The organism is Lentzea cavernae, assembly GCF_014653695.1.
Taxonomy (GTDB): Bacteria; Actinomycetota; Actinomycetes; order Mycobacteriales; family Pseudonocardiaceae; genus Lentzea; species Lentzea cavernae.
In genome coordinates this window covers 114,086-134,433 of the sequence record NZ_BNAR01000007.1, presented here as the reverse complement: position 1 = coordinate 134,433, position 20,348 = coordinate 114,086, and the positions used below count along the sequence as shown (strand labels likewise).

The following is a 20,348-nucleotide window of genomic DNA, read 5'->3' as shown; positions in this document are numbered from 1 at the left end:
CCTTCGCATGGCAGGGGCAGTCGGGATCGTCTTCGGGCTGTGCGTGCTGTCCTTCACCTTGGGGGCAGCCCTCATGTACGTGGTGGTGCGGCGCCGGGAGGACGCCGAGTCGCGCGCTTCCTCGCCGTCGGAGGCACCGCTCGAGCGGACGTGGGTGGAGAAGCCCGCGACCGTCGAGCCGGTGGACGACGACTACGACACGCGGCCGATCCACCGCAACCCGGTGATGGGGCTGCGGCAGCTGGAACCGGCGCTGGCGACGCTGGCCGGACCTGCCATCGCGCCTGTCGCCCGGCCCGGTGCCGCGCCTGTTGTCGAGCCGGTCAGCAAGCTGGCTGCCAAGCCGGTTGTCGGGCCCGGTGCCGCGGCCGTCGTCGAGCCGGTCAACAAGCCGGTTGTCGAGCCCGGTGCCGCGCATGCCGCCGAGCCCGTCAGCAAGCTCGCCGCCAAGCCTGTTGCCAAGCCGGCCGCCGCGCCTGTTGTCGAGCCGGTCAGCGAATTCACCGCCAAGCCGGATGGCGAGCGGGTCACGTCGCCTGCCGCCAAGCCGGTCGCCGGGTCTGCCGCAGAGCTTGCCGCCACACCGGCTGCCAAGTCCGCCGCGGACCTTGCCGCTGAGCCGGTCGCGGAACTCGTCGCGGAACCGAAGACTGTCGGTGCCGCTGGATACGATTGGGATGGGGACCTCGATCCCCCCTTGGGGGAAGTTGAACCCCCCGAATCGAGCGTAGCGGCGAGCACCGACACTTCTGGGCCTGTCGTTGAGGACTCCGGACTCGAGCCGGTCGCGCCGCCCGAGCCGCACCTCGAGCGATACCCCGAACCGCAGCCCGAGCCGCACCTCGGATCACAGCCTGAGTCGCACCTCGAATCGCAACCTGAGTCGCAGCTCGAACCGCAGCCCGAGCCGCAGCTCGAACCGCATCCCGAGCCGCAGCTCGAACAAGAACCCGAGCCGGCTCCACCGCCCGTCGCGAACACGACGCTCCCACCACCCGCCTCACCCCAACCCGCCGAACACACGACGTGGGTCGAACGCGAGGACTTCCGGCAGCGCTACCTCCGAACCTTCGAGGAGGTCCGCCGCAAGGCCGGAAGCAACTAACAACAGCACCTGCCAACAGCAACCGGCAGCGACGACGAACAAGGGAAACCGACGAATGTCGGAAACTCATCGGTTCCTGTCCGAAATCCGCCGGAGAACTCCCGCCGGACGCTGATATCAATCGGACATGACTTCTGCCGCTGACCGAACCGCGCTCTTCCACTCCCTGCACCAGCACGGTCCGCTCGCCCTCCCGAACGCCTGGGACGTGGCCTCCGCCCTGATCGTCGAGGCCGCTGGAGCCAAGGCCGTGGCCACCACCAGTGCGGGTGTGGCGTGGAGCCTCGGCGCCCCGGACGGCGACGCGCTCGACCGCGACCTCGCCATCGACCTCGTCGCCAGGATCGCCCGGGCCGTGAAGATCCCGGTGACCGCGGACATCGAGTCGGGTTTCGGCGAGAACGCGGAGCAGGTCGGTGACACGGCGAGGGCCGTCACCGAGGCGGGGGCGTCGGGCGTCAACATCGAGGACGGTCACGGCAGCGGGCTTCGTGACGTGAAGGAGCAGCAGGAGCGTCTCGCGGCGGCCAGGGAGGCGGCGCCGGACCTCTACATCAACGCGAGGACCGACGTGTTCCTGCGCGGGGTGGGTGAGCCGGGGGAGCGCCTGCATTTGGCGCTGGAGCGCGCGCAAGCCTATCTGGAAGCGGGCGCGAGCGGCATCTTCGTGCCGGGGGTGACCGATCTCGCGACGGTCGGGGAGCTGGCGAAGGCGATCGACGCGCCTCTCAACGTTCTTGCCGGGCCTGGTGCGCCCGCGGTCCACGAACTCGGGACCGCGGGCGCCGCCAGGATCAGCGTCGGCACCGCGCTGGCGTCAGCCGCCTACGCGGTGGCCAGGAAGGCCGCCGAGGAGCTGCTGACGAAGGGCACGTACGACAGCACCAGCGAGGGACTGGGCTACGGCGAGTTGAACGCCCTCTTCGGGAACTAGTGCTTCTTGCCGCGGAACTTGCGCAGCAGCTGTTCCGCCTGCGCGCGCTTGCGCGGGTCCTGCGCCATCTGCCGTGCCTTGGCTTGCAGCTTGTGGCCCTGCGGACTGCGCAGGAACCTGGTGATCTTGTCCATGATGCCGGCCATCGGTCCTCCAGGTGTCCGTTACGTCCATTTCAACGGACGAAACCGTCCCCTGAGTTCCCGAAGCTCATACCGGCGAAACGGTGATGCCCAACGCACCCGGTCCGACGTGGGCGCCGATGGCGGAGCTGACCTGCGTCACCATGAACTGGCGGACGTTGGGGACCTTGCGCCTCAACGTGCGCAGCAGCCGCGTCGCCTTCTCCTCGGCGTCGAAGTGCTCGACGGCGACGTCCACGGTGTCGGTGCCCGCGCGCTTGACCGCGATGTCCAGCATCCGGTTGAGCGCGCGGTCCGCGCCGATCACCTTGTCCAGCGGCGTGATCTGGCCGTCGGCCATGGTCAGCAGCGGCTTCATCGACAGCACCCCGCCGACCAGTGCGGCGGCGGCGCCGATGCGGCCGCCGCGGCGCAGGTACTCGAGCGTGTCGACGTAGATCAGCTCGGTGGACCTGTCGAAGCGCGCCTGGGCCGTCGCGAGCACCCTCTCGACGTTGCCGCCCGCCTCGGCCACCTTCGCGGCGGCCTGGACGGCGTAGCCGATGCTCATCCCGCAGGTGTGGGTGTCGATGACGTGCACGGGAACGCGGACCTTGGCGGCGGCTTCCTTCGCCGCCTCGACCGTTGCGGACTGGCGGCTCGACACGTGGACGGACACGATCGAGCGAACGCCCTGCGCCGCGAGTTCGTTGTACGTCCAGAAGAACGCGTTCGGGTCGGGCGGGATCGTCGCCACGGGCACGTTCGAGCGCATGGCCGACACCAGCTCGGGAACCGGGATGCGGGACTCGTCGTCGGTGTGGTCGCCGATCCGCACCTGGATCTGCACCACTTCGATGCCGAGTCGATCAGTCAGCTGCTCCGGGAGACAAGCCGTGGAGTCTGTCACGATCGCTACTCGCCGGTACATGTCAGCGCAGCCTAGTCCCTCTAATGGGGTAGATCTCAATTGGTGGAGTTAACCGGTGATAACTGTCACGCTAGCCTGGTGCTTGCTCCTGTTTGCAGCGCTGCTACTGGCGGGTAACATCCGGGTGATGGCAGGGTCGTGAACACCCGGCGGCGCGGTCTGAAGTCCTCCGCGCAAGCGTCGCCGCCCGTCCGCAGGAGGTCGAAGAGGACCTATGAACATTGTTGTCCTGGTCAAGCAGGTGCCTGACACCTGGTCCGAGCGCAAGCTCACCGACGCCGACCACACCCTTGACCGCGAATCCGCGGATGCGGTGCTCGACGAGATCAACGAGCGCGCTGTCGAAGAGGCCCTTCTGCTGAAGGAAGCCCACGGCGGCGAGGTCACCGTGATCGCGATGGGTCCCGACCGCGCCACCGACGCCATTCGCAAGGCGCTGTCGATGGGTGCCGACAAGGCCATCCACGTCAGCGACGAGGCGTTGCACGGCTCGGACTCGCTGGCGACGGCGAAGGTCCTCGCGAAGGCGATCGGCACCGTCGAGAACGTCGACCTGGTCGTCGCGGGCAACGAGGCCACCGACGGCCGCGCGGGCGCCGTTCCGGCCATCCTCGCCGAGCTGCTCGGCCTGCCGCAGGTCACCCAGCTGCGCAAGGTCACCGTCGAGGGCTCCACGATCAAGGGCGAGCGCGAGACCGACGAGGGCGTCGCGTTCCTCGAGGCGTCGCTCCCGGCCGTGGTCTCCGTGACCGAGAAGATCAACGAGCCGCGTTACCCGTCCTTCAAGGGCATCATGGCCGCGAAGAAGAAGCCCGTCTCCACGCTCACCGTGGCGGACCTCGGCATCGACGCGTCCGAGGTCGGCCTGTCCGGTGCGTACACCCAGGTGCAGGAGGCTTCCCCGAAGCCGCCGCGCACCGCGGGCCAGCGCGTCGAGGACGGCGGCGACGGCGGGTCCAAGATCGCCGAGTTCCTCGTCGGCCAGAAGCTCATCTGAGGGAGGGGAAATCATGTCTGAAGTACTGGTTCTGGTCGACCACGTCGACGGCGAGGTCAAGAAGGTCAGCTACGAGCTGCTGACGGCCGCGCGCCGCCTCGGCACGCCGTCCGCCGTGGTCGTCGGCGCGCCCGGCACCGCGTCCAAGATCCGCGAGTCGCTCGGCAAGTACGGCGCCGCCAAGGTGTACGCCGTCGAGTCCGACGACGCCGCCGGCTTCCTGGTGACCCCGAAGGTCGACGCTCTGGCCGCCCTCGCCCCCAACGCGTCCGCGGTGCTCCTCTCCGCGACCGTCGAGGGCAAGGAGGTCGCCGGCCGCCTAGCCGTGCGCATCGACTCCGGCTGGCTCGTCGACGTCGTGGACGTCGAGGCCGACGGCACCGGCGTGCAGTCCATCTTCGGTGGCGCGTTCGTCGTCAAGGCGAAGGTCAGCAAGGGCACCCCGGTCATCACCGTCCGCCCCGGCGGCGTGGAGTCCGAGGAGTCCGCCGCGGACGCCGTCCTCGACGAGTCGGTCTCCGTCTCCGTGGACGCCGCCAAGTCCGCCCGCGTCACCTCGCGCGAGACCGTCGTCGGTGGCGACCGCCCGGAGCTGACCGAGGCCTCGGTCGTCGTCTCCGGTGGCCGCGGCGTCGGCTCGGCCGAGAAGTTCTCCGTCGTCGAGGAGCTCGCCGACTCGCTCGGCGCCGCCGTCGGCGCCTCGCGCGCCGCCGTCGACTCGGGCTACTACCCGCACCAGTTCCAGGTGGGCCAGACCGGCAAGACGGTCTCGCCGCAGCTGTACGTGGCGCTGGGCATCTCCGGCGCCATCCAGCACCGCGCGGGCATGCAGACCTCGAAGACGATCGTCGCGGTCAACAAGGACCCCGAGGCCCCGATCTTCGAGATCGCCGACTTCGGTGTCGTGGGCGACCTGTTCAACGTCGCGCCGCAGCTGACCGAGGACGTCAAGAAGCGCAAGGGCTGAGCACTTCCAGCTCACGAACGGCCGTCCCACCTCGGTGGGGCGGCCGTTCGCGTTCGGTCGAGCGACCGAAATCGGGCACATCACCCACCACTACCTCGGGTTAACCGACCTGCCACTGACCGGTCATCGTTCTGACCTGCTGCGATTAGCCAACCCAGCTTCACCCTGGTTCGCATGACGCAGCCGGAACTGCTTGTCAGCACCCCCGTCCAGCAGGACGGGAACGCACCCCGCTACTCCCTCCTCGTCGCCCGTGACAGCGAAGAAGTCGTCGCCGCGCAGCGACTGCGCTACGAGGTGTTCGCCGGTGAGATGGGGGCGACGCTGCACACCCGCGTGCCCGGCCACGACGTCGACGAGTTCGACCAGCACTGCGACCACCTCGTGGTGCGCGACGACCGCACCGGCGAGATCGTCGGCGGCTACCGGATGCTGCCGCCCGAACGGGCGCGGGAGGCCGGAAGGCTTTACGGCGAGGGCGAGTTCGACCTCACCAACCTCGACGACATCCGCAGTTCGACGGTCGAGACCGGCCGTTCGTGCGTGCACCCCGACCACCGCAACGGCGCCGTCGTCAGCCTCGTGTGGGCGGGTATCGCGCGGTACATGTTTCTGAGCGGCCACAAGTGGCTCGTCGGGTGCGCGTCGATCCCGTTGCAGGACGGTGGCGCGCTCGCGGCCGGTGTGTGGGACACGGTGCACGCCAAGCACTACGCGCCCGAGCAGTACCGGGTCACGCCGCACAACCCGTGGGACGTCGACGCGGTCGCACGGCCGGAGAAGACCGTGCTGCCGCCGTTGCTCAAGGGCTACCTGCGGCTCGGCGCCAAGATCTGCGGGCGGCCCGCGCTCGACGCGGACTTCGGCGTCGCCGACCTCTTCATCCTGCTCGGCATGGACCACATGGACCAGCGGTACCTGAAGTTCTTCCTGGGGGAGACGCCATGAGTCACGCCTGGATGCCCGCGTCGCCGTGCGGTGACGGATGTGTCGGCAGCACGCCACAGCAGGTGAACGGGTTCAGGCAGGCCTGGCGGGCCTTCACGGCGATCACCGCACTCCTGTTCGGCGTCACGCTCGCCCTCGCGTTGCTGCTGCCGGGCAGGCAGCGCGAAAGCGTTGTGCGGCTGTGGTTCCACGCCGTGCTGCGGGCGTTCGGGGTGAGGCTCGAGGTGCACGGCGCCAGGAAGTTCCAGGAGGTGCCGAAGCGCGGGGTGCTCGTCGCGAGCAACCACGTGTCGTGGCTCGACGAGCTCGCGATCGACTCGGTGCAGCCGATCAAGCTCGTGGCCAAGAAGGACATCAAGAGCTGGCCGGTGCTCGGCCCGATCATCACGGCGGCCGGCACGGTCTACCTCGACCGCGAGAAGCTGCGCGAGCTGCCGCGAACGGTGGACGAGCTCGCCACGACGTTGCGCAACGGCAGTGCGGTCGGCATCCACGCCGAGGGGACGACGTGGTGCGGGCTCGCGTCCGGGCACTACAAGCCGGCGCTGTTCCAGGCCGCGCTCGACGCCGGGGTGCCGGTGCGGCCGATCGTGCTGCGCTACCGGATCGGCGACCACCGCACGACGCAGCCCGCGTTCATCGGCACCGACACGCTGGTCGACTCGATCCGCCGCGTGCTCAAGGTCCGGGATCTGGTCGTCGAGGTCCACGTGCTGGACGAGATCGCTCCCGGACGCGCCGGAACACGACGCGAACTGGCGAAACTTGCCGAAGAGCAATCAAACCGCTTGACCTCGACCGAACTGGAGATTGCACCATCTACAGGTGACACTCACCGAGCCCGCACCATCACGCCTCTGGTCGCCTGAACGCCGCTGGCCCACGACGGGCATCCTCCTGCTGGTCACGCTCTTCGCCTTCGAGGCGATGGGCGTCGGCACGGCGATGCCCACCATGGTCCGCGAGCTGAGGGGCGAGGCGCTGTACGCGTGGCCGTTCCTCGCGAACCTCGCGGCGAGCGTCATGGCCACGGTCTTCTCCGGACGGCTCTCCGACCGCAGGGGCCCCAAGCCCGCGATCCTGATCGGCGTGCTGCTGTTCCTCGCCGGGCTCGTGGTCGCGGGCGTCGCCGAGAACATGGCGGTGCTGCTCGCCGGCCGGGTGCTGCAGGGCTTCGGCGTGGGCTTCCTGATCGTCGCCGTGTACGTGCTGATCGCGGTCGCCTACCCCGAGGACAGCCGGCCCGCCGTGTTCGGCGCGCTGTCCGCGGCCTGGGTGATCCCGTCGCTGGTGGGGCCGGCGGTCGCGGGCTGGGCGACCGAGCACCTGAGCTGGCGGTGGGTGTTCCTCGGGATCATCCCGCTGGTGCTGCTCGGCATCGTGCTGCTCGTGCCGGTGCTCAGGAAGGTCCCCCCGCACGCCGAGACCCCGCCGGTGCGCAAGCACCTGCCGCTCGCCGCCGTGGCCGTCGGGCTGGGCGTCGTGGGCCTGAGCTGGGGCCTGCAGCACCGCACGTGGTGGCTGATCGCGGTGGCGCTGCTGCTGCTCGCGCCCGCACTGCGCATCCTGCTGCCCAAGGGCACGCTCCTCGCCCGTCGCGGCCTTCCCGTCACGATCCTGGCGCGCGGGCTGCTCGCGGGCACGTTCTTCGCGGTCGAGGGCTTCATCCCGCTGACGTTGAGCGTCGTGCACGGCTACTCGCCCCTGGAGGCGGGCATCCCGCTGACGCTGAGCGCGCTCGGCTGGGCCGGCGCGTCGATGTGGGCGTCACGGCACCCCGAGATCGAGCGTCACACGCTCGTCCGCACCGGCTTCCTGTTCGTCGCGACCGGTGTCGCGGCCGTGACGCTCATCGCACCCACGTGGGGTCCCGCGTTCCTCACGCCGGTCCTGTGGGCCGTGGCGGGCGCGGGCATGGGCATGGCGACGTCCAGCGTCGGCGTGCTGATGATGGCCGCATCACCCGAGGCCGACCGGGGTTTCAACTCCGCCGCGCTGCAGATCTCGGACATGCTCTTCTCGGCGACCATGATCGGACTGGGCGGTGTGCTCGTCGTGGCGACGGCGCCGACCGCGGGCGTGGTGGTGCTCAACCTGTCGATGGCGGCGTTGGCCGTGGTGGGAGCGATTCTGACCGGGCCCCGCATGCGGGCTACCCTTGAGCCCTGATGGCTTATCTCGACCACGCGGCCACGACCCCCATGCACCCCCAGGCGGTCGCGGCCATGACCGAGGCGTTGTCCACCACGGGCAACGCCTCGTCGCTGCACACCTCCGGCAGGCGGGCCCGCCGGGCGGTCGAGGAGGCCCGCGAGGACATCGCCGACGCCCTGGGCGCCCGGCCGTCCGAGGTGCTGTTCACCGGCGGCGGCACGGAGAGCGACAACCTCGCGGTCAAGGGCATCTACTGGGCGAGTGACCGTCGTCGCGTGCTCGCCTCGGCCGTGGAGCACCACGCCGTGCTCGACGCCGTCGAGTGGCTGGAGCGGCAGGGCGCCGAGGTCACCTGGCTGCCCACCGACCGCTTCGGGCGGGTGTCGCCGGAGTCGGTGGCGGAAGCGCTCGACGACGACGTCGCCCTGGTCACCACGATGTGGGCGAACAACGAGGTCGGCACCATCAACCCCGTGCACGACATCGCGCGCCTGTGCTCCGAGCACGGCGTGCCGTTCCACACGGACGCGGTGCAGGCCGTCGGCGCGGTTCCCGTCGACTTCGCCGCGTCCGGCGCCTCCGCGCTCACCATGACCGGCCACAAGGTCGGCGGCCCGTACGGCGTCGGCGTGCTGCTGCTCGCGCGGGACGTGAAGTGCACGCCGTTGATGCACGGCGGCGGCCAGGAGCGCGACGTGCGGTCCGGCACGCTGGACGTGCCGTCGATCGTCGGCCTGGCGCGCGCGGTGCGGATCTCGGTGGACGAACAGGCTTCCCGGGCGGTCGAGACCGCGGCGCTGCGCGACGAGCTGATCGCGTCGGTGCGCGCGGTCGTGCCGGACGTGATCGTGAACGGCGACCCGGTCGACCGCCTGCCCGGCAACGCGCACCTGACGTTCCCCGGCTGCGAGGGCGACAGCCTGCTGATGCTGCTCGACGCACGCGGTGTCGAGTGCTCGACGGGCTCCGCGTGCACGGCCGGCGTCGCACAACCGAGCCACGTGCTGCTGGCGATGGACGTCGAACCGGCGTTGGCGCGCGGATCCCTGAGGTTCTCTCTCGGGCATACGTCGACGCACGCGGATGTTGAAAAACTCGCGACCGTCATCGGCCCGGTGGTCGAGCGCGCACGTACGGCAGGACTGGCAGGCATGAGGCGTTCCCGGAAGGTGGTCAAGCAGTGAAGGTCCTCGCGGCGATGAGCGGTGGTGTCGATTCCGCGGTGGCGGCGGCACGCGCCGTCGAAGCGGGACACGACGTGACGGGCGTGCACCTGGCGTTGTCGGCGAAGCCCGGCACGCTGCGCACGGGCGCACGGGGCTGCTGCACGATCGAGGACGCCCACGACGCCCGCCGTGCCGCTGATCTGATGGGCATCCCGTTCTACGTCTGGGACTTCGCCGAGCGCTTCACCGAAGAGGTCGTCGAGGACTTCGTCGCGGAGTACGCGGCGGGCCGCACGCCGAACCCGTGCCTGCGCTGCAACGAGCGGATCAAGTTCGAGGCGTTGCTGGACAAGGCGATCGCCCTGGGCTTCGACGCCGTCTGCACCGGCCACTACGCGCGGCTGGAGATGGTCGGCGGGCGTCCCGAGCTGCGCCGCTCCGCCGACCTGGGCAAGGACCAGTCGTACGTGCTGGCGTCGCTGACCGAGGACCAGCTCGCGCACGCCATGTTCCCGCTGGGCGACACGACGAAGGACGACGTGCGCGTCGAGGCGGCGTCTCGAGGCCTGTCGGTCGCGAAGAAGCCGGACAGCCACGACATCTGCTTCATCCCGGACGGCGACACGCAGAAGTTCCTGGCGGGCCGCATGGAGACCAAGCCGGGCCTGCTCATCGACGACGCGACGGGCGCGGTGCTGGGCCGCCACGCGGGCGTGCACGAGTTCACCGTCGGGCAGCGCAAGGGCCTCGGTCTCGACGGCCCCGCAGCCGACGGCCGCCCGCGGTACGTGCTGGCGCTGGAGCCGGTGTCCGGGAACGTGCGGGTCGGCGCGGTCGAGAAGCTCGCGGTGACGGAGATTTCCGCGTCCTCCCCGGTCGCACACGTGGAGCTCGACGGGCCCGTCGAGTGCGTCGCCCAGGTGCGTGCGCACGGTGGCACCGCGCCCGCTGTCGCCGAACTGGTCGGCGGCGTGCTGCGGGTGCAGTTGCGGGAGCCGCTGAAGGGCGTGGCCCCAGGCCAGGCCGTGGCGATCTACCGCGAGGACGCGGCCGGCGACATCGTCCTGGCCAGCGCGACCATCGACGCCACCAGCTAATTCGGTTGTAGCGCAGGGAAAGCGGCTCTAGCGTTCGCCGCGTGACGTTCATTGACACGGAGTTCGACCTCGCCGCGCGGGCTCGCACCGCGTTCCGGTGCTTCGTCAGCCCTGCGGACCGCCGGAAGCTGAGCGGTCAGGCCCGTCGCGACGAGATGCCCGTGTGGGTGGTGTCGCCGTTGCGCCGTCTGGGCGCGCGCCGGTTCCGCCGGTCTAGCTGGGACGCCACTCCGAGTTCGCTCCGCACAGGAGCACGCAGGGCAGCTCAGTCGTCACGCCGCCCCTGAGGAACGCCGCGAACGCCGTCGCGCCCGCCGGTTCGACGGCGATCCGGAACTCCTCCCACAGGCGGTCGCGCGCCGAGAGGATCTCCGCGTCCGGCACCAGCAGCGAGGAAACGTTGTGCTGCTGCAGGATTTCCAGCACCAGCGTGCCCGCGCGAGTGGCGCCCAGGCCGTCCGCCGCCACGGAGTTCACCACGGAGTCGACGGGTTCGCCGGCTTCCAGGGCGTTGTGCACCGCGCAGCAGTTCTCGGGTTCCACGGCGACGACGTGACGTCCGCCGGACGCCAGCGCGGCGCCCGCGACCAGTCCGCCACCGCCGGTCGCGACGAAGATCGTGTCGACCTCCGGCGCGTCTTCGACGATCTCCCGGGTCACCGTGGACTGGCCCTCGATGACCGGCAGCGCGTTGTAGGCCTCGATGTAGGGCAGGTCGAGCTCACGGGCGGCTTCGGCGGCCTCGGAGTAGGTCGTGCCGTGGCGGATCAGCTTGGCGCCCAACGCTTCGATGCGCCTGGTCTTGGTCTCGGGCGCGGTCACCGGCACGAACACGGTGGCGTGCGCGCCGAGGAGCTGGGCGGCCTGGGCGACGGCGATGCCGTGGTTGCCGCCGGACGCGGTGACGACCTCGGAGGCGTTCAGCGACAGCAGGGTGTTGACGGCCCCGCGGATCTTGAAGGAGCCGGTGAGCTGCAGGTGCTCGAGCTTGAGCACGAGCGGGCGCCCGTCCACCGTGACGCGCATGACCGGGGTGCGGCGGACGTACTGCGACAGCGTTCTCATGAGAACAGCTTCCACAAGAACTGCACCAGAGTCACGATGCCCAGCAGGAAACACACCAGCACGAACGTGCCGCCGGCCATCACGATCAGGCAGGCGCCCCAGGACGTCTCCTCGTGCGGGGTCGCGTCGAGCTCGCGCTGCAGTTCGAGCTGGGCGTCCTGGTGCAACGAGGCGAGGCGCGTGCGCGCGGTCTCGGTCGGCGCCTCGTCGACGCGGCCCTGCCAGGAGAGCGCGACCAGGCGGGCGTCCGCGCGGCGGTAGGCGTGTTCGAACGCCTCGAGCTCGCCGGGATCGCGCTCGTCGGAGAGGTAGGTCCAGCGGCCCGCCTGTGCCGGCTGGCCGAGCAGCCGGTAGACCTCGGCCAGGCGTTCACGGAGGTCGAGCCGGTGCGGGTAGGTGCCCACGAGTCCGGCGACGCGCTGACGTGCGCGAAGCACGCTGGCGAGGTCGCCACGGCGCAACTCCTCGGCCGCTTTGTGGAGCGTCAGCTCTACCGGCATGGGAACCAGTTTTGCAGGTGGGGCTAGCTTTGACCCGTGTTCGGCCTATCGCTGCTGGTCTGCGGCCTCGCCTGGTGGCTGGGGCTCTACCTGCTCGCCCGCGACCCCCGCAAGCCGCTGCTGTGGTGGGCGGGCGCGGGGATGATCGGCTATTCGGTGGCGGTCGTCGTGCCCCATCCCGTGGTCGTCGGGGTGCCGGCGCTCGCCTGGACGGGTGCGATCCTGCTGCTCGCCCGGCCGGAGCTGATCAGGTGGTGGGTCGGCGGAGCGGCGGTGTTCTTCGTCGCGTCGTTCTGGTTGCCGTGGCTCGTGCTGCTCCCTTTGGGTGCCGCAACGGTCCTGGCCATAAGGAAACGCGCTTACTTTTCACTCGTCGGGGTGATGTTCGGCCTCTCTGCCGGCGCCTTCCTGCTCCGACTCCTGCCCGAGTCGTTGACGCTGCCGATGATCGGTCTCGACCTCGTCGTGTTCGGCGCCCTGGTCGCCGTGACGGACGCCGTCGAGGAGGGCGAGGCGATCCGCGCGGACATGCTGCGGTCGCTGGTGATCGCGGGCTTCACGGCGGTGCTGTTCGGGTCGCAGGTGGTCTTTTTCGGAGGCCCCGACCTCCTCGCGTTCACGACGGTGGCGGCGGCCATCGCGGTCCAGGTGCTCGCAAATCCCCTCGCGTCCGTGGTCGACCGTCTCGCCGTGCCCACCGTCGCGGCCGAACGCGCCGAACTGCGCGAGGCCGCCGAAGCGTTGCCCAAGAGGCGCCCCCTGGTCACCGAGGACGAGGCGGAGTTCGCCCGGCTCACCCGCAAGGCGTTGAGCCATTACGGCGATCTCGGAAAGCTCGTCGCGAGTCCTCTGATCGCCCTGACCGACGACGGTCCGCCGCTCGATCGCGCGGCCCAGTTGAAGAGCATGCTGCTGTCGAGCATTCAACGCCTCAAGCCCGCCGACGGTGAATTCGGGACAAGCGACGAATGGCGTTACTACAACGCCGTCTACTTCTACTACGTCAAGGGAATCCGGCCGTATTCGGTGCGGACCAAGCGCGAGGACCTCGACGCCGAAGACCGCCGCGCGCTGCAGTGGTTCGTGACACAGGTGCCCGAGCGCACGCTCCACAACTGGCAGAACGCCGCCGCGCGCCTGGTCGCGGTAGACCTGATGGCAGGAGTTGGCAGCGCTTGACGTGGCTTTGGCAGCGTTGAGCGGGCGATCGTCGGGCCATGTTGAAATTCGCCTTGAAACTCGACGGTGTCGCTTCGTTCGCACTCGGTCTGCTGACCCTGCTGATCCGCCCGGAAGTCGGGATTCCGGCCGGCTGGCAGATCGGACTCGGCTCTTTCTGCGTCCTTTACGGCGCCGGCGTCTTCTTCCTGGGAACCCGCGCCGTTCCGGACCGCCGAATCGTTCTCCTCGTCATCATCGGCAACGCGGTGTGGGCAGCCGACAGCGTTCTCACCGCGACGCTGGAGTGGTTCCCGTTGACCGGCACCGGTGTCGTGCTGGTGCTGGCTCAGGGACTCGCCGTGCTCGGGTTCGCGGTGCTGCAGGCCGTCGGTCTCAGGTCCGCAGCGTCCGCGAGCGGCCTCGGAACTCGGCCACGACCTCGGTCCCACGCCTGACCGTGATGTCGTAGATCCCGCTGCGGCCGAACCGGGTCCGTTCCACCGCCTCCGCCACCAGCTCGTCACCCTCGTTGACGGGTTTGATGAAGTCGATCTCGGCCGTGGCGGCGACGGTGACGGACCCGGCCCTGTTGCAGGCGCAGGCGAACGCCGTGTCCGCGAGCAGGAACACGAAACCGCCGTGCGCGATGCCGTGACCGTTGATCATGTTCTCCGCGACTGTCATCCGCAGCAGCGCGTAACCGTCGCGCAGCTCGATCGGCGCTATGCCGAGGCCGGTCGAGGCCTTGTCGGCGGCCAGCATCTCAGCAGGACCATTCATTCATCACTCCGCGGGTTTGAGACAATGCGAGCTGTGACCAAGACGACGGTGAAGCGGGCGTTCAAATACCGTTTCTACCCGACCGAAGGGCAAGCGGCGGAGCTGTCCCGCACGTTCGCCTGTGTTCGCCTGGTCTACAACATGGCCTTGGCTGCCCGCGTCACCGCATGGAACGGTGAGCGGCGGCGTGTCACCTTCAGCGATACGTCGTCGATGCTCACCGCTTGGAAGAAGACCGAAGAGCTCGGGTTCCTTCGTGACGTGTCCAGTGTTCCGTTGCAACAGACGTTGCGGCACCTGCACAGTGCTTTCGGGAACTTTTTCGCCAACCGCGCACGTCATCCGCGCTTCAAGTCGCGCAAGAGGTCTCGTGCCTCAGCGGAATACACGAGATCGGCGTTCCGATGGCGTGAGGGCCGGCTTTCGCTGGCCAAGATGACCGAACCGCTGGCCATCGTGTGGTCCCGGCCGCTTCCCGACGGCTCCGAACCGTCCACCATCACCGTGAGCCGCGACAGTGCTGGACGCTGGTTCGTGTCGATGTTGGTCGAGACCACCGTGCATCACTACGCGCCGGTCAGTGCCGTTGTGGGTCTAGATGTCGGGTTGAGTGCGCTGGTGACGCTCTCGACGGGCGAGAAGATCGTCAACTCACGGCATGAAAGGAAGCACCGGGAGCAACTGGCAAGGGCACAACGTGCACTCCACCGAAAGCCGAAGGGATCGGCCAACCGGCAGAGAGCCCGTCTCAAGGTCGCGCGAGTGAACGCTCGCATCGCCGATCGGCGGCGAGACTTCTTGCACAAACTCAGCACTCGGCTCACTCGCGAGAACCAAGCGGTCGTGGTCGAAGATTTGAACGTGCGAGGCATGCTCGGCAATCGTTCGTTGGCGCGCGCGATCTCTGACGCCTCGTGGTCGGAACTACGCCGCATGCTGGTGTATAAGGCTGCATGGTACGGCCGCGAAGTGATCGCGGTGAATCAGTGGTTCCCGTCCACGAAGACCTGCTCGGCTTGCGAGCGGGTGGTCGAGGAGCTGCCGTTGAAGGTGCGGACGTGGACCTGCCTCTGTGGTGCGGTTCATGACCGAGACGTGAACGCGGCGAAGAACGTTCTGGCCGCCGGGCTGGCGGTTGCAGCCTGTGGAGACGGTGTCAGACCGACCCGGCGCGAGCTGGTGAGGCAACCGTCGAAACTTCCCACCTGAGGGAGAAGAAGCAGGAAACGCCTGGCGTGAGCCAGGCAAGACTTCGCTTCCAAGCGGAGGACAAGCCAATCGTGGCAGCGTAATCACCCTGGCGGTGGTGTCACGCAGCGTTCGAGTCGCCTTACTGTCCGAATGCATGATCGTTCAACATCGGAGGTGGGCACCATGGCTGGTTGTTCTTGCTGCGGCGGGTGTACGGGTCCGGGCTGCGGATGCTGCAGCTCCTGCTGAACGCGTTGATGAAGTGAGAGAAGGCCGTTGCGGGAAATCTTCCGCAACGGCCTTCGCTCAGCAGGGGTGAATCAGCCCGTGTAGGTCTTGAACAGGTTCGTGAATTCCCAGTTGGCCTGCGAGATTCCACTGCACGTGGGCGAAACTCCGCCGCCGGGGCAGCCCTTGTCGCGACCGGCGGACCAGAACGCGACCCGCCCGACGTGGTTGGCCTTGGCGTAGTCGAGCACCTTGCGGGCGTCGGCCTGGGTCGTCGTCGGGCCGGTGTCGTTGCGTCCGATCATCGGCGTGAGGCCCAGCAACGCCTTCAGTTGCGCGTCGGACTTCGACGGCCAGATGGCGCGCATCTGCCCGAGGGTGGCGTTCGCGGCGTTGACCATCGCGTCGCCCCAGTTGCCCGTGTAGCCGAAGTTCATCAGCATCGGGTTCACGAGGACGTTGACGCCCTTCGCGGCCGCGTCCTTGATGACGTCCACCGAGTACGGGTCCATGCCGTAGTCCTGGCCCTGGATGCGCATCGTGTAGCTGACGGTGGTGCCGCGGGTGTCCTGCAGCCGCTTCAGCGCCGTGTTGACGACGGCCTGCGGGATCGTGGCTTCCACGTCCACGTCGATGCTGTTGGAGCCCACGGCGTCGAGCACCTTCACGTAGGCGTTGTACAGCGCGTCGGCGGTCGAGCAGACGTGCTCCAGGTACGGGCCCATGGCGCCGCCGGTCGCGACGATGACGCTGCCGCCCTGAGCCTTCAGCGCCCTGGTGTCGTTCACGATCCTGCTGTCGTTCAACGGGACCGTGCCGCCCCACGCGGGATCGCAGCCTGCCGACGAACCCAATGCGAACGCGAGCGTGAAGTGCTTTTGGCCCGTCGCGTTGGCCACGTCGATCAGCGACGGCGACGGCATCGTGATGTCGATGTACGGGGCGACGCGCGCGCTACCGGGCGTGGGCGGCACATCGGACGTCGTGGTGGTGGTCGGTCCGGTCGTCGTGGTCGTAGTGGTGGTGGTCGTGGTGCCGCCACCGCCGCCGCACGGAACGCCGTTGAGCTTGCAGTTCGTCGGCACCGCGGAGCCGCTCACCAGGAAGCCGAAGCTGGTCGACGCACCCGCTGCGACGTTGCCGTTGTACTCGCGGTGGGTGAACGTGTGGTGGTTGCCGCTGCTGGTCGCCGTGGCGTCCCAGAAGGAGCCGAGCGTCGCGCCGGCGAGGTCGAACTCGAGCTTCCAGCCGGCCAGCGCGGTCGTGCCCGCGGTGATCGTGAACTTGCCCTGGTAGCCGGAGCCCCAGTTCGAGTCCTGGCTGAACGCCGCGGACTCACCGGCGGCGGAGGCGGAGGGGGCGACGGCGACGAGTCCGGCCACCAGTGCGGTGGCGGCCCCGGCCGCGAAAAGCGCGAAGCGGGCCATCGGGTGTTCCTTCGGCAGGGAGGAAGGGAGTGGTGCAGGACCACGGGGCGCGTCGCGGTCCTGCACCACGTGCAGGGAGGCGCCCACACGTTCAGCGCCTGCTCAATCACGGTAAGTGGCCTAGACCACAGCGTCAATGGGTCTAGACCTCTTCTGTCCGCCGGACAGTGGAACAATTCGGCGGGTGCGTGGAGCAACTGGAATCGGATCGCTGCCCGGAACCGACATCGACGAGGCGGCGCGCGTCGTCGTCGGAGAACTGCCTGAGCTGCCGCACGTCCCGGAGCTGCCTGGCCGGGGGGTCGGCGCGGACGTGATCGGCCGCACCGCCGGCCTGCTCGTCGACCTCGCCGTCGAGGTCGTCACCTCCGGCTACCGCGTGAACCCGCGCCCCGGCCGCGACCACCGCCGGGCCGTCGACCTGCTGCGCGGCGACCTGGACGCGTTCGACGAGGCGCTGGAACGCGCGGGCGCGCACCCGGAGACGGTCAAGGTGCAGGCCGCCGGGCCGTGGACGCTGATGTCGAACATCGAGCTGATGCGTGGCCATCGGGTGCTCACGGATCCCGGTGCGGTGAAGGAGTTCGCCGAGTCGCTCGCCGAGGGGCTCCGGCAGCACGCGGCCGAGGTCGCCAAGCGCACCAAGGCGAAGGTCGTCGTGCAGCTCGACGAACCGGGGCTGCCCGCGGTGCTGCGCGGGCTGCTGCCGACGCCGTCGAAGCTCGGCACCGTGCCCGCCGTGCCGGAGCCGGACGCCCGTGCGGTGCTCGCCACCGTCATCGAGGCGTTGAAGGACCACGAGGTGATCGTGCACTGCTGTGCGCCGCACCCCCCGTTGACGCTGCTGCGGGAGGCCGGCGCGGCGGGCATCGCGTTCGACGCCACGTTGATCAAGGGGGCGGAGGCGCTCGACGAGATCGGCGAGACGTGGGAGGCGGGCACGACGCTGGCGCTGGGCCTCGTGCCGAGCCTCGACCCCGGTACGCCGGTGGCGCTGAAGGGCATCGGGCAGCGCGCGTTCACCCTGGTCGACCGCCTCGGGTTCCCGCGGTCGATCCTCGCGGAGAAGGCACTGCCGACTCCGACCTGCGGGCTGGCGGGCGCGTCGTCCACCTGGGTCAAGCGCGCGCTCTCGCTGACCCGCGACCTGTCTTCGGCGTTCTCGGAGCCTCCCGAGGGCTGGTGATGTCCGGTATGTGCGGCTAGTCTGCTGCGAACTATTAGGAAACTTTCTTAACCGAAGGCCGAACGCCGAGGCCTGGACCGGGAGTTCCCCTCATGCGCATCAGACGTGCGGCCCTCGTCGCCGCAGTCCTCACAGGCGTGGTCGTCGCGCCTGCACAGGCCCAGACCGCACCCGCCGGGCAGATCAGGCTGGACCAGATCGGGTTCGGCACCTCCGAGCAGAAGCACGCCTACGTGCTCGGAGGCGCCGCGAACACCAGGTTCACCGTGGTGGACAGCCGCGGGCGCACCGTGCTGACCGGGAAGACGGGCGCGTCGACCGGTTCGTGGAGCGACAAGTTCCCCGCGGTGCACCCGATCGACTTCTCCCAGCTGAAGAAGTCGGGCACGTACCGGATCAAGGTCGGCAGCTCGACCTCCCCGGCGTTCAAGGTCGACTCGCTGAAGAAGCTGTTCTCGCCGGTCGCGCACAACACCGTCGAGTTCTTCCAGGCGCAGCGCGACGGCGCCGACGTGATCCCGGGCAGGCTGGGTCGCAAGCCCGCGCACCTCACCGACCGCGAGGCGCTCGTCTACGAGGCGCCGGTGTTCGCGGGCGAGGGCGGCGACCAGATCGCGGCGCCGCTCAAGCCCACCGGCGCGAAGGTCGACCTCGAGGGCGGCTGGTTCGACGCGGGCGACTTCGTGAAGTTCACCCACGCCTCCTCGTACTCGACCGCGTCGATGCTGCTCGCGTTGCGCAACAAGCACAACGACGCCCTGTACGACGAGGCGAAGTTCGGCCTCAAGTGGCTCGACAAGGCGTTCGACGAGAAGACCGGCACGCTCTACGCGCAGGTCGGCATCGGTACCGGCTCCGAGGAGTTCGGCTTCGTCGGCGACCACGACGTGTGGCGCCTGCCCGAGGCCGACGACAAGCTCGACGTGAAGCCGGGCGACAGCGAGTACTTCATCAAGCACCGCCCGGTGTTCCGCGCGAACGTCGCCGGCGAGAAGATCAGCCCGAACCTGGTCGGCCGGGTGGCCGGGTCGTTCGCGCTGGCCGCGCAGATCGAGTCGCGCAAGAACCCGCGCCTAGCGCGGTCGTACCTGGACAAGGCCGCGCAGCTCTTCTCCCTCGCCAAGACCACGGACGTCGGCGAACTCGTGACGGCGTTCCCGCACGCGTACTACCCCGAAGAGTCGTGGACCGACGACATGGAGTTCGGCGCCACCCAGCTCGCGCTGGCCGCGAAGGCGCTGAACGACAAGCGCTACAACCAGTTCGCCCGCGCCGCCACGCACTGGGCCAAGGAGTTCCTGGCCACGGGCGACCCCGACACGTTGAACGTCTACAACATCTCCGCCCTGGGCCACGCCGACCTCGCCCCGTTGCTCAAGAAGGGCATCCCCGGCGCCGAGGTCACCGAGAAGCAGGTCGTCGGCGACATCCAGCGCCAGCTGCGCAAGGGCGCCGACGCCGCCCAGACCTCGCCGTTCCGCACCGCCGCCAACGTCGAGACCTGGGACGTCGGCTCGCGCACGTTCGGCTACATCACCACCGCCGCGCTGTACCAGAAGCTGACCGGCTCCCAGGAGTACGCGACCTTCGGCACGCAGCAGCGCGGCTTCGCCCTCGGCACCAACGCCTGGGGCACCTCGCTGATCGTCGGCGTCGGCACGAAGTTCCCCGAGTGCCCGCACCACCAGGCCGCGAACCTCTCCGGTTCCGTCAACGGCGGCTCGAAGGTGCTGGTGGGCGCCGTGATCAACGGCCCGAACGACGCAACGCTCTTCGGCGACCTCGGCGAGATGCCGCCGGGTTCCGTCACCTGCACCAAGCCCTACACGCTCGAGTTCAACTCCGCGAAGTCCGTCTTCGCCGACGACCTGCGCTCGTGGCCGAGCTCCGAGCCGGCCATCGACTTCACGGCGACGGGAGTGCTCGGCTTCTCGCTGATCGCGAACTCCTGAGTGGCGCCGGCGCGGGCCTGGGTGTCCAATTCGGACTTGTGCTCAGGCTCGCGCTGGTCTTTCTGCTGCTCACGTCCGGTACGGCACACGCATTGCCCCTGGACGTGACCTGCCGAGTCCCCGGCGTGCACGACCCGGACGTGATCCGGACCGTGCACGCCGTCGGTCTTTCTCTGCGCGTGAGCGACAAGGTGATGCTCGCCGGCTTCGAGGCCGGATGGGTCGAGTCGCACATGAACAACCTCTCGTGCGGCGACCGCGACTCCCTGGGCGTGTTCCAGCAACGGCCCTCGATGGGGTGGGGGACGCCGGAGCAGATCATGGACGTGTCCTACGCGGCAAGGCGGTTCTTCGAGTACGCGGTGCGCGTCGACCGCCCTTCGCTGTCGGCGGGAATGCTCGCCGATGCGGTGCAGCGGTCCTGTTGCCCGGAGCGG

The 20,348-nt window shown here is 69.2% G+C and carries 20 protein-coding genes; 14 read left to right on the top strand and 6 right to left on the bottom strand.

All coding sequences use genetic code 11. The annotated features are described in order from the left end of the window. The first annotated feature begins 7 nt into the window (after positions 1-7). Positions 8-1,105 carry a hypothetical protein gene (locus IE307_RS23580; RefSeq protein WP_191301129.1) on the top strand — a complete coding sequence of 366 codons (1,098 nt, stop codon included), beginning with the start codon at positions 8-10 and terminating at the stop codon, positions 1,103-1,105. Positions 1,106-1,232: 127 nt separating this feature from the next. After that, a complete protein-coding gene (locus IE307_RS23575; protein WP_191301127.1) occupies positions 1,233-2,039 on the top strand; it encodes an isocitrate lyase/PEP mutase family protein in 807 nt (268 codons plus the stop codon). Here IE307_RS23575 and IE307_RS23570 read toward each other — a convergent pair. Beyond that, positions 2,036-2,185, bottom strand: coding sequence for a hypothetical protein (locus IE307_RS23570; RefSeq protein ID WP_191301125.1), 150 nt, complete (start codon positions 2,183-2,185; stop codon positions 2,036-2,038). The two genes, IE307_RS23575 and IE307_RS23570, sit on opposite strands and share 4 nt — an antisense overlap. Positions 2,186-2,249: 64 nt before the next feature. Continuing rightward, a complete protein-coding gene (locus tag IE307_RS23565) occupies positions 2,250-3,092 on the bottom strand; it encodes a DegV family protein (protein WP_191301123.1) in 843 nt (280 codons plus the stop codon). A gap of 214 nt (positions 3,093-3,306) precedes the next feature. Between IE307_RS23565 and IE307_RS23560 the strand changes: the two genes are divergently transcribed. The 7 genes from IE307_RS23560 to mnmA all read left to right on the top strand — a co-directional run bounded on the left by IE307_RS23560 (position 3,307) and on the right by mnmA (position 10,421). Further along, positions 3,307-4,089: an electron transfer flavoprotein subunit beta/FixA family protein gene (locus tag IE307_RS23560; protein WP_191301121.1), complete on the top strand. Its 783-nt coding sequence runs from the start codon at positions 3,307-3,309 to the stop codon at positions 4,087-4,089. A 13-nt stretch (positions 4,090-4,102) separates the two neighbouring features. Beyond that, a complete protein-coding gene (locus tag IE307_RS23555; RefSeq protein ID WP_191301119.1) occupies positions 4,103-5,056 on the top strand; it encodes an electron transfer flavoprotein subunit alpha/FixB family protein in 954 nt (317 codons plus the stop codon). A 174-nt stretch (positions 5,057-5,230) separates the two neighbouring features. Beyond that, a complete protein-coding gene (locus IE307_RS23550) occupies positions 5,231-6,004 on the top strand; it encodes a GNAT family N-acetyltransferase (protein ID WP_191301117.1) in 774 nt (257 codons plus the stop codon). Then, complete coding sequence (locus tag IE307_RS23545) at positions 6,001-6,873, top strand: lysophospholipid acyltransferase family protein (RefSeq protein ID WP_191301116.1); 873 nt, start codon at positions 6,001-6,003, stop codon at positions 6,871-6,873. Before IE307_RS23550 ends, IE307_RS23545 begins: the two co-directional genes overlap by 4 nt. Further along, positions 6,830-8,173: an MFS transporter gene (locus tag IE307_RS23540; protein ID WP_229905009.1), complete on the top strand. Its 1,344-nt coding sequence runs from the start codon at positions 6,830-6,832 to the stop codon at positions 8,171-8,173. Before IE307_RS23545 ends, IE307_RS23540 begins: the two co-directional genes overlap by 44 nt. Further along, the gene (locus tag IE307_RS23535; protein WP_191301114.1) at positions 8,173-9,342 is read left to right on the top strand and encodes a cysteine desulfurase family protein; all 1,170 of its coding nucleotides are present in this window, start codon (positions 8,173-8,175) and stop codon (positions 9,340-9,342) included. The genes IE307_RS23540 and IE307_RS23535 overlap by 1 nt, the downstream gene beginning before the upstream one ends. After that, complete coding sequence (gene mnmA, locus IE307_RS23530; protein ID WP_191301112.1) at positions 9,339-10,421, top strand: tRNA 2-thiouridine(34) synthase MnmA; 1,083 nt, start codon at positions 9,339-9,341, stop codon at positions 10,419-10,421. Before IE307_RS23535 ends, mnmA begins: the two co-directional genes overlap by 4 nt. 213 nt (positions 10,422-10,634) lie before the next feature. On the opposite strand, the gene IE307_RS23525 is transcribed toward mnmA, so the two are convergent. Together IE307_RS23525 and IE307_RS23520 are read right to left on the bottom strand one after the other, a co-directional pair. Continuing rightward, positions 10,635-11,486: a serine/threonine dehydratase gene (locus IE307_RS23525; RefSeq protein WP_191301110.1), complete on the bottom strand. Its 852-nt coding sequence runs from the start codon at positions 11,484-11,486 to the stop codon at positions 10,635-10,637. Continuing rightward, positions 11,483-11,986: a DUF6584 family protein gene (locus tag IE307_RS23520; RefSeq protein WP_191301108.1), complete on the bottom strand. Its 504-nt coding sequence runs from the start codon at positions 11,984-11,986 to the stop codon at positions 11,483-11,485. The genes IE307_RS23525 and IE307_RS23520 overlap by 4 nt, the downstream gene beginning before the upstream one ends. A 36-nt stretch (positions 11,987-12,022) precedes the next feature. Between IE307_RS23520 and IE307_RS23515 the strand changes: the two genes are divergently transcribed. Beyond that, entirely contained in the window at positions 12,023-13,165 is a 1,143-nt protein-coding gene (locus tag IE307_RS23515; protein ID WP_191301106.1) for a hypothetical protein, read from the top strand. Positions 13,166-13,203: 38 nt separating this feature from the next. After that, on the top strand, positions 13,204-13,602 hold the full coding sequence (locus IE307_RS23510) for a hypothetical protein (protein WP_191301104.1): 399 nt from the start codon (positions 13,204-13,206) through the stop codon (positions 13,600-13,602). Here IE307_RS23510 and paaI read toward each other — a convergent pair. Next, the gene (gene paaI, locus IE307_RS23505; protein ID WP_191301102.1) at positions 13,541-13,927 is read right to left on the bottom strand and encodes a hydroxyphenylacetyl-CoA thioesterase PaaI; all 387 of its coding nucleotides are present in this window, start codon (positions 13,925-13,927) and stop codon (positions 13,541-13,543) included. The two genes, IE307_RS23510 and paaI, sit on opposite strands and share 62 nt — an antisense overlap. A 33-nt stretch (positions 13,928-13,960) precedes the next feature. On the opposite strand from paaI, the gene IE307_RS23500 reads away from it, so the two are divergent. Then, the gene (locus IE307_RS23500) at positions 13,961-15,136 is read left to right on the top strand and encodes an RNA-guided endonuclease InsQ/TnpB family protein (protein ID WP_229905008.1); all 1,176 of its coding nucleotides are present in this window, start codon (positions 13,961-13,963) and stop codon (positions 15,134-15,136) included. Between the two features lie 302 nt (positions 15,137-15,438). Here IE307_RS23500 and IE307_RS23495 read toward each other — a convergent pair whose 3' ends face one another. After that, positions 15,439-16,773: a glycoside hydrolase family 18 protein gene (locus tag IE307_RS23495; RefSeq protein WP_191301099.1), complete on the bottom strand. Its 1,335-nt coding sequence runs from the start codon at positions 16,771-16,773 to the stop codon at positions 15,439-15,441. A gap of 136 nt (positions 16,774-16,909) precedes the next feature. Between IE307_RS23495 and IE307_RS23490 the strand changes: the two genes are divergently transcribed. Further along, on the top strand, positions 16,910-17,959 hold the full coding sequence (locus tag IE307_RS23490; RefSeq protein ID WP_191301097.1) for a methionine synthase: 1,050 nt from the start codon (positions 16,910-16,912) through the stop codon (positions 17,957-17,959). Positions 17,960-18,051: 92 nt separating this feature from the next. Continuing rightward, complete coding sequence (locus tag IE307_RS23485) at positions 18,052-19,911, top strand: glycoside hydrolase family 9 protein (RefSeq protein ID WP_191301095.1); 1,860 nt, start codon at positions 18,052-18,054, stop codon at positions 19,909-19,911. Positions 19,912-20,348: the final 437 nt, after the last annotated feature.

Excerpts from the sequence above, each read along its gene's own strand:
- IE307_RS23580 (WP_191301129.1), top strand. The coding sequence starts at position 8 with ATGGCAGGGGCAGTCGGGATCGTCTTCGGGCTGTGCGTGCTGTCCTTC.
- IE307_RS23575 (WP_191301127.1), top strand. The coding sequence starts at position 1,233 with ATGACTTCTGCCGCTGACCGAACCGCGCTCTTCCACTCCCTGCACCAG.
- IE307_RS23570 (WP_191301125.1), bottom strand. The coding sequence starts at position 2,185 with ATGGCCGGCATCATGGACAAGATCACCAGGTTCCTGCGCAGTCCGCAG.
- IE307_RS23565 (WP_191301123.1), bottom strand. The coding sequence starts at position 3,092 with ATGTACCGGCGAGTAGCGATCGTGACAGACTCCACGGCTTGTCTCCCG.
- IE307_RS23560 (WP_191301121.1), top strand. The coding sequence starts at position 3,307 with ATGAACATTGTTGTCCTGGTCAAGCAGGTGCCTGACACCTGGTCCGAG.
- IE307_RS23555 (WP_191301119.1), top strand. The coding sequence starts at position 4,103 with ATGTCTGAAGTACTGGTTCTGGTCGACCACGTCGACGGCGAGGTCAAG.
- IE307_RS23550 (WP_191301117.1), top strand. The coding sequence starts at position 5,231 with ATGACGCAGCCGGAACTGCTTGTCAGCACCCCCGTCCAGCAGGACGGG.
- IE307_RS23545 (WP_191301116.1), top strand. The coding sequence starts at position 6,001 with ATGAGTCACGCCTGGATGCCCGCGTCGCCGTGCGGTGACGGATGTGTC.
- IE307_RS23535 (WP_191301114.1), top strand. The coding sequence starts at position 8,173 with ATGGCTTATCTCGACCACGCGGCCACGACCCCCATGCACCCCCAGGCG.
- IE307_RS23525 (WP_191301110.1), bottom strand. The coding sequence starts at position 11,486 with ATGAGAACGCTGTCGCAGTACGTCCGCCGCACCCCGGTCATGCGCGTC.
- IE307_RS23520 (WP_191301108.1), bottom strand. The coding sequence starts at position 11,986 with ATGCCGGTAGAGCTGACGCTCCACAAAGCGGCCGAGGAGTTGCGCCGT.
- IE307_RS23510 (WP_191301104.1), top strand. The coding sequence starts at position 13,204 with ATGTTGAAATTCGCCTTGAAACTCGACGGTGTCGCTTCGTTCGCACTC.
- paaI (WP_191301102.1), bottom strand. The coding sequence starts at position 13,927 with ATGAATGGTCCTGCTGAGATGCTGGCCGCCGACAAGGCCTCGACCGGC.
- IE307_RS23495 (WP_191301099.1), bottom strand. The coding sequence starts at position 16,773 with ATGGCCCGCTTCGCGCTTTTCGCGGCCGGGGCCGCCACCGCACTGGTG.
- IE307_RS23490 (WP_191301097.1), top strand. The coding sequence starts at position 16,910 with ATGGGTCTAGACCTCTTCTGTCCGCCGGACAGTGGAACAATTCGGCGG.
- IE307_RS23485 (WP_191301095.1), top strand. The coding sequence starts at position 18,052 with ATGCGCATCAGACGTGCGGCCCTCGTCGCCGCAGTCCTCACAGGCGTG.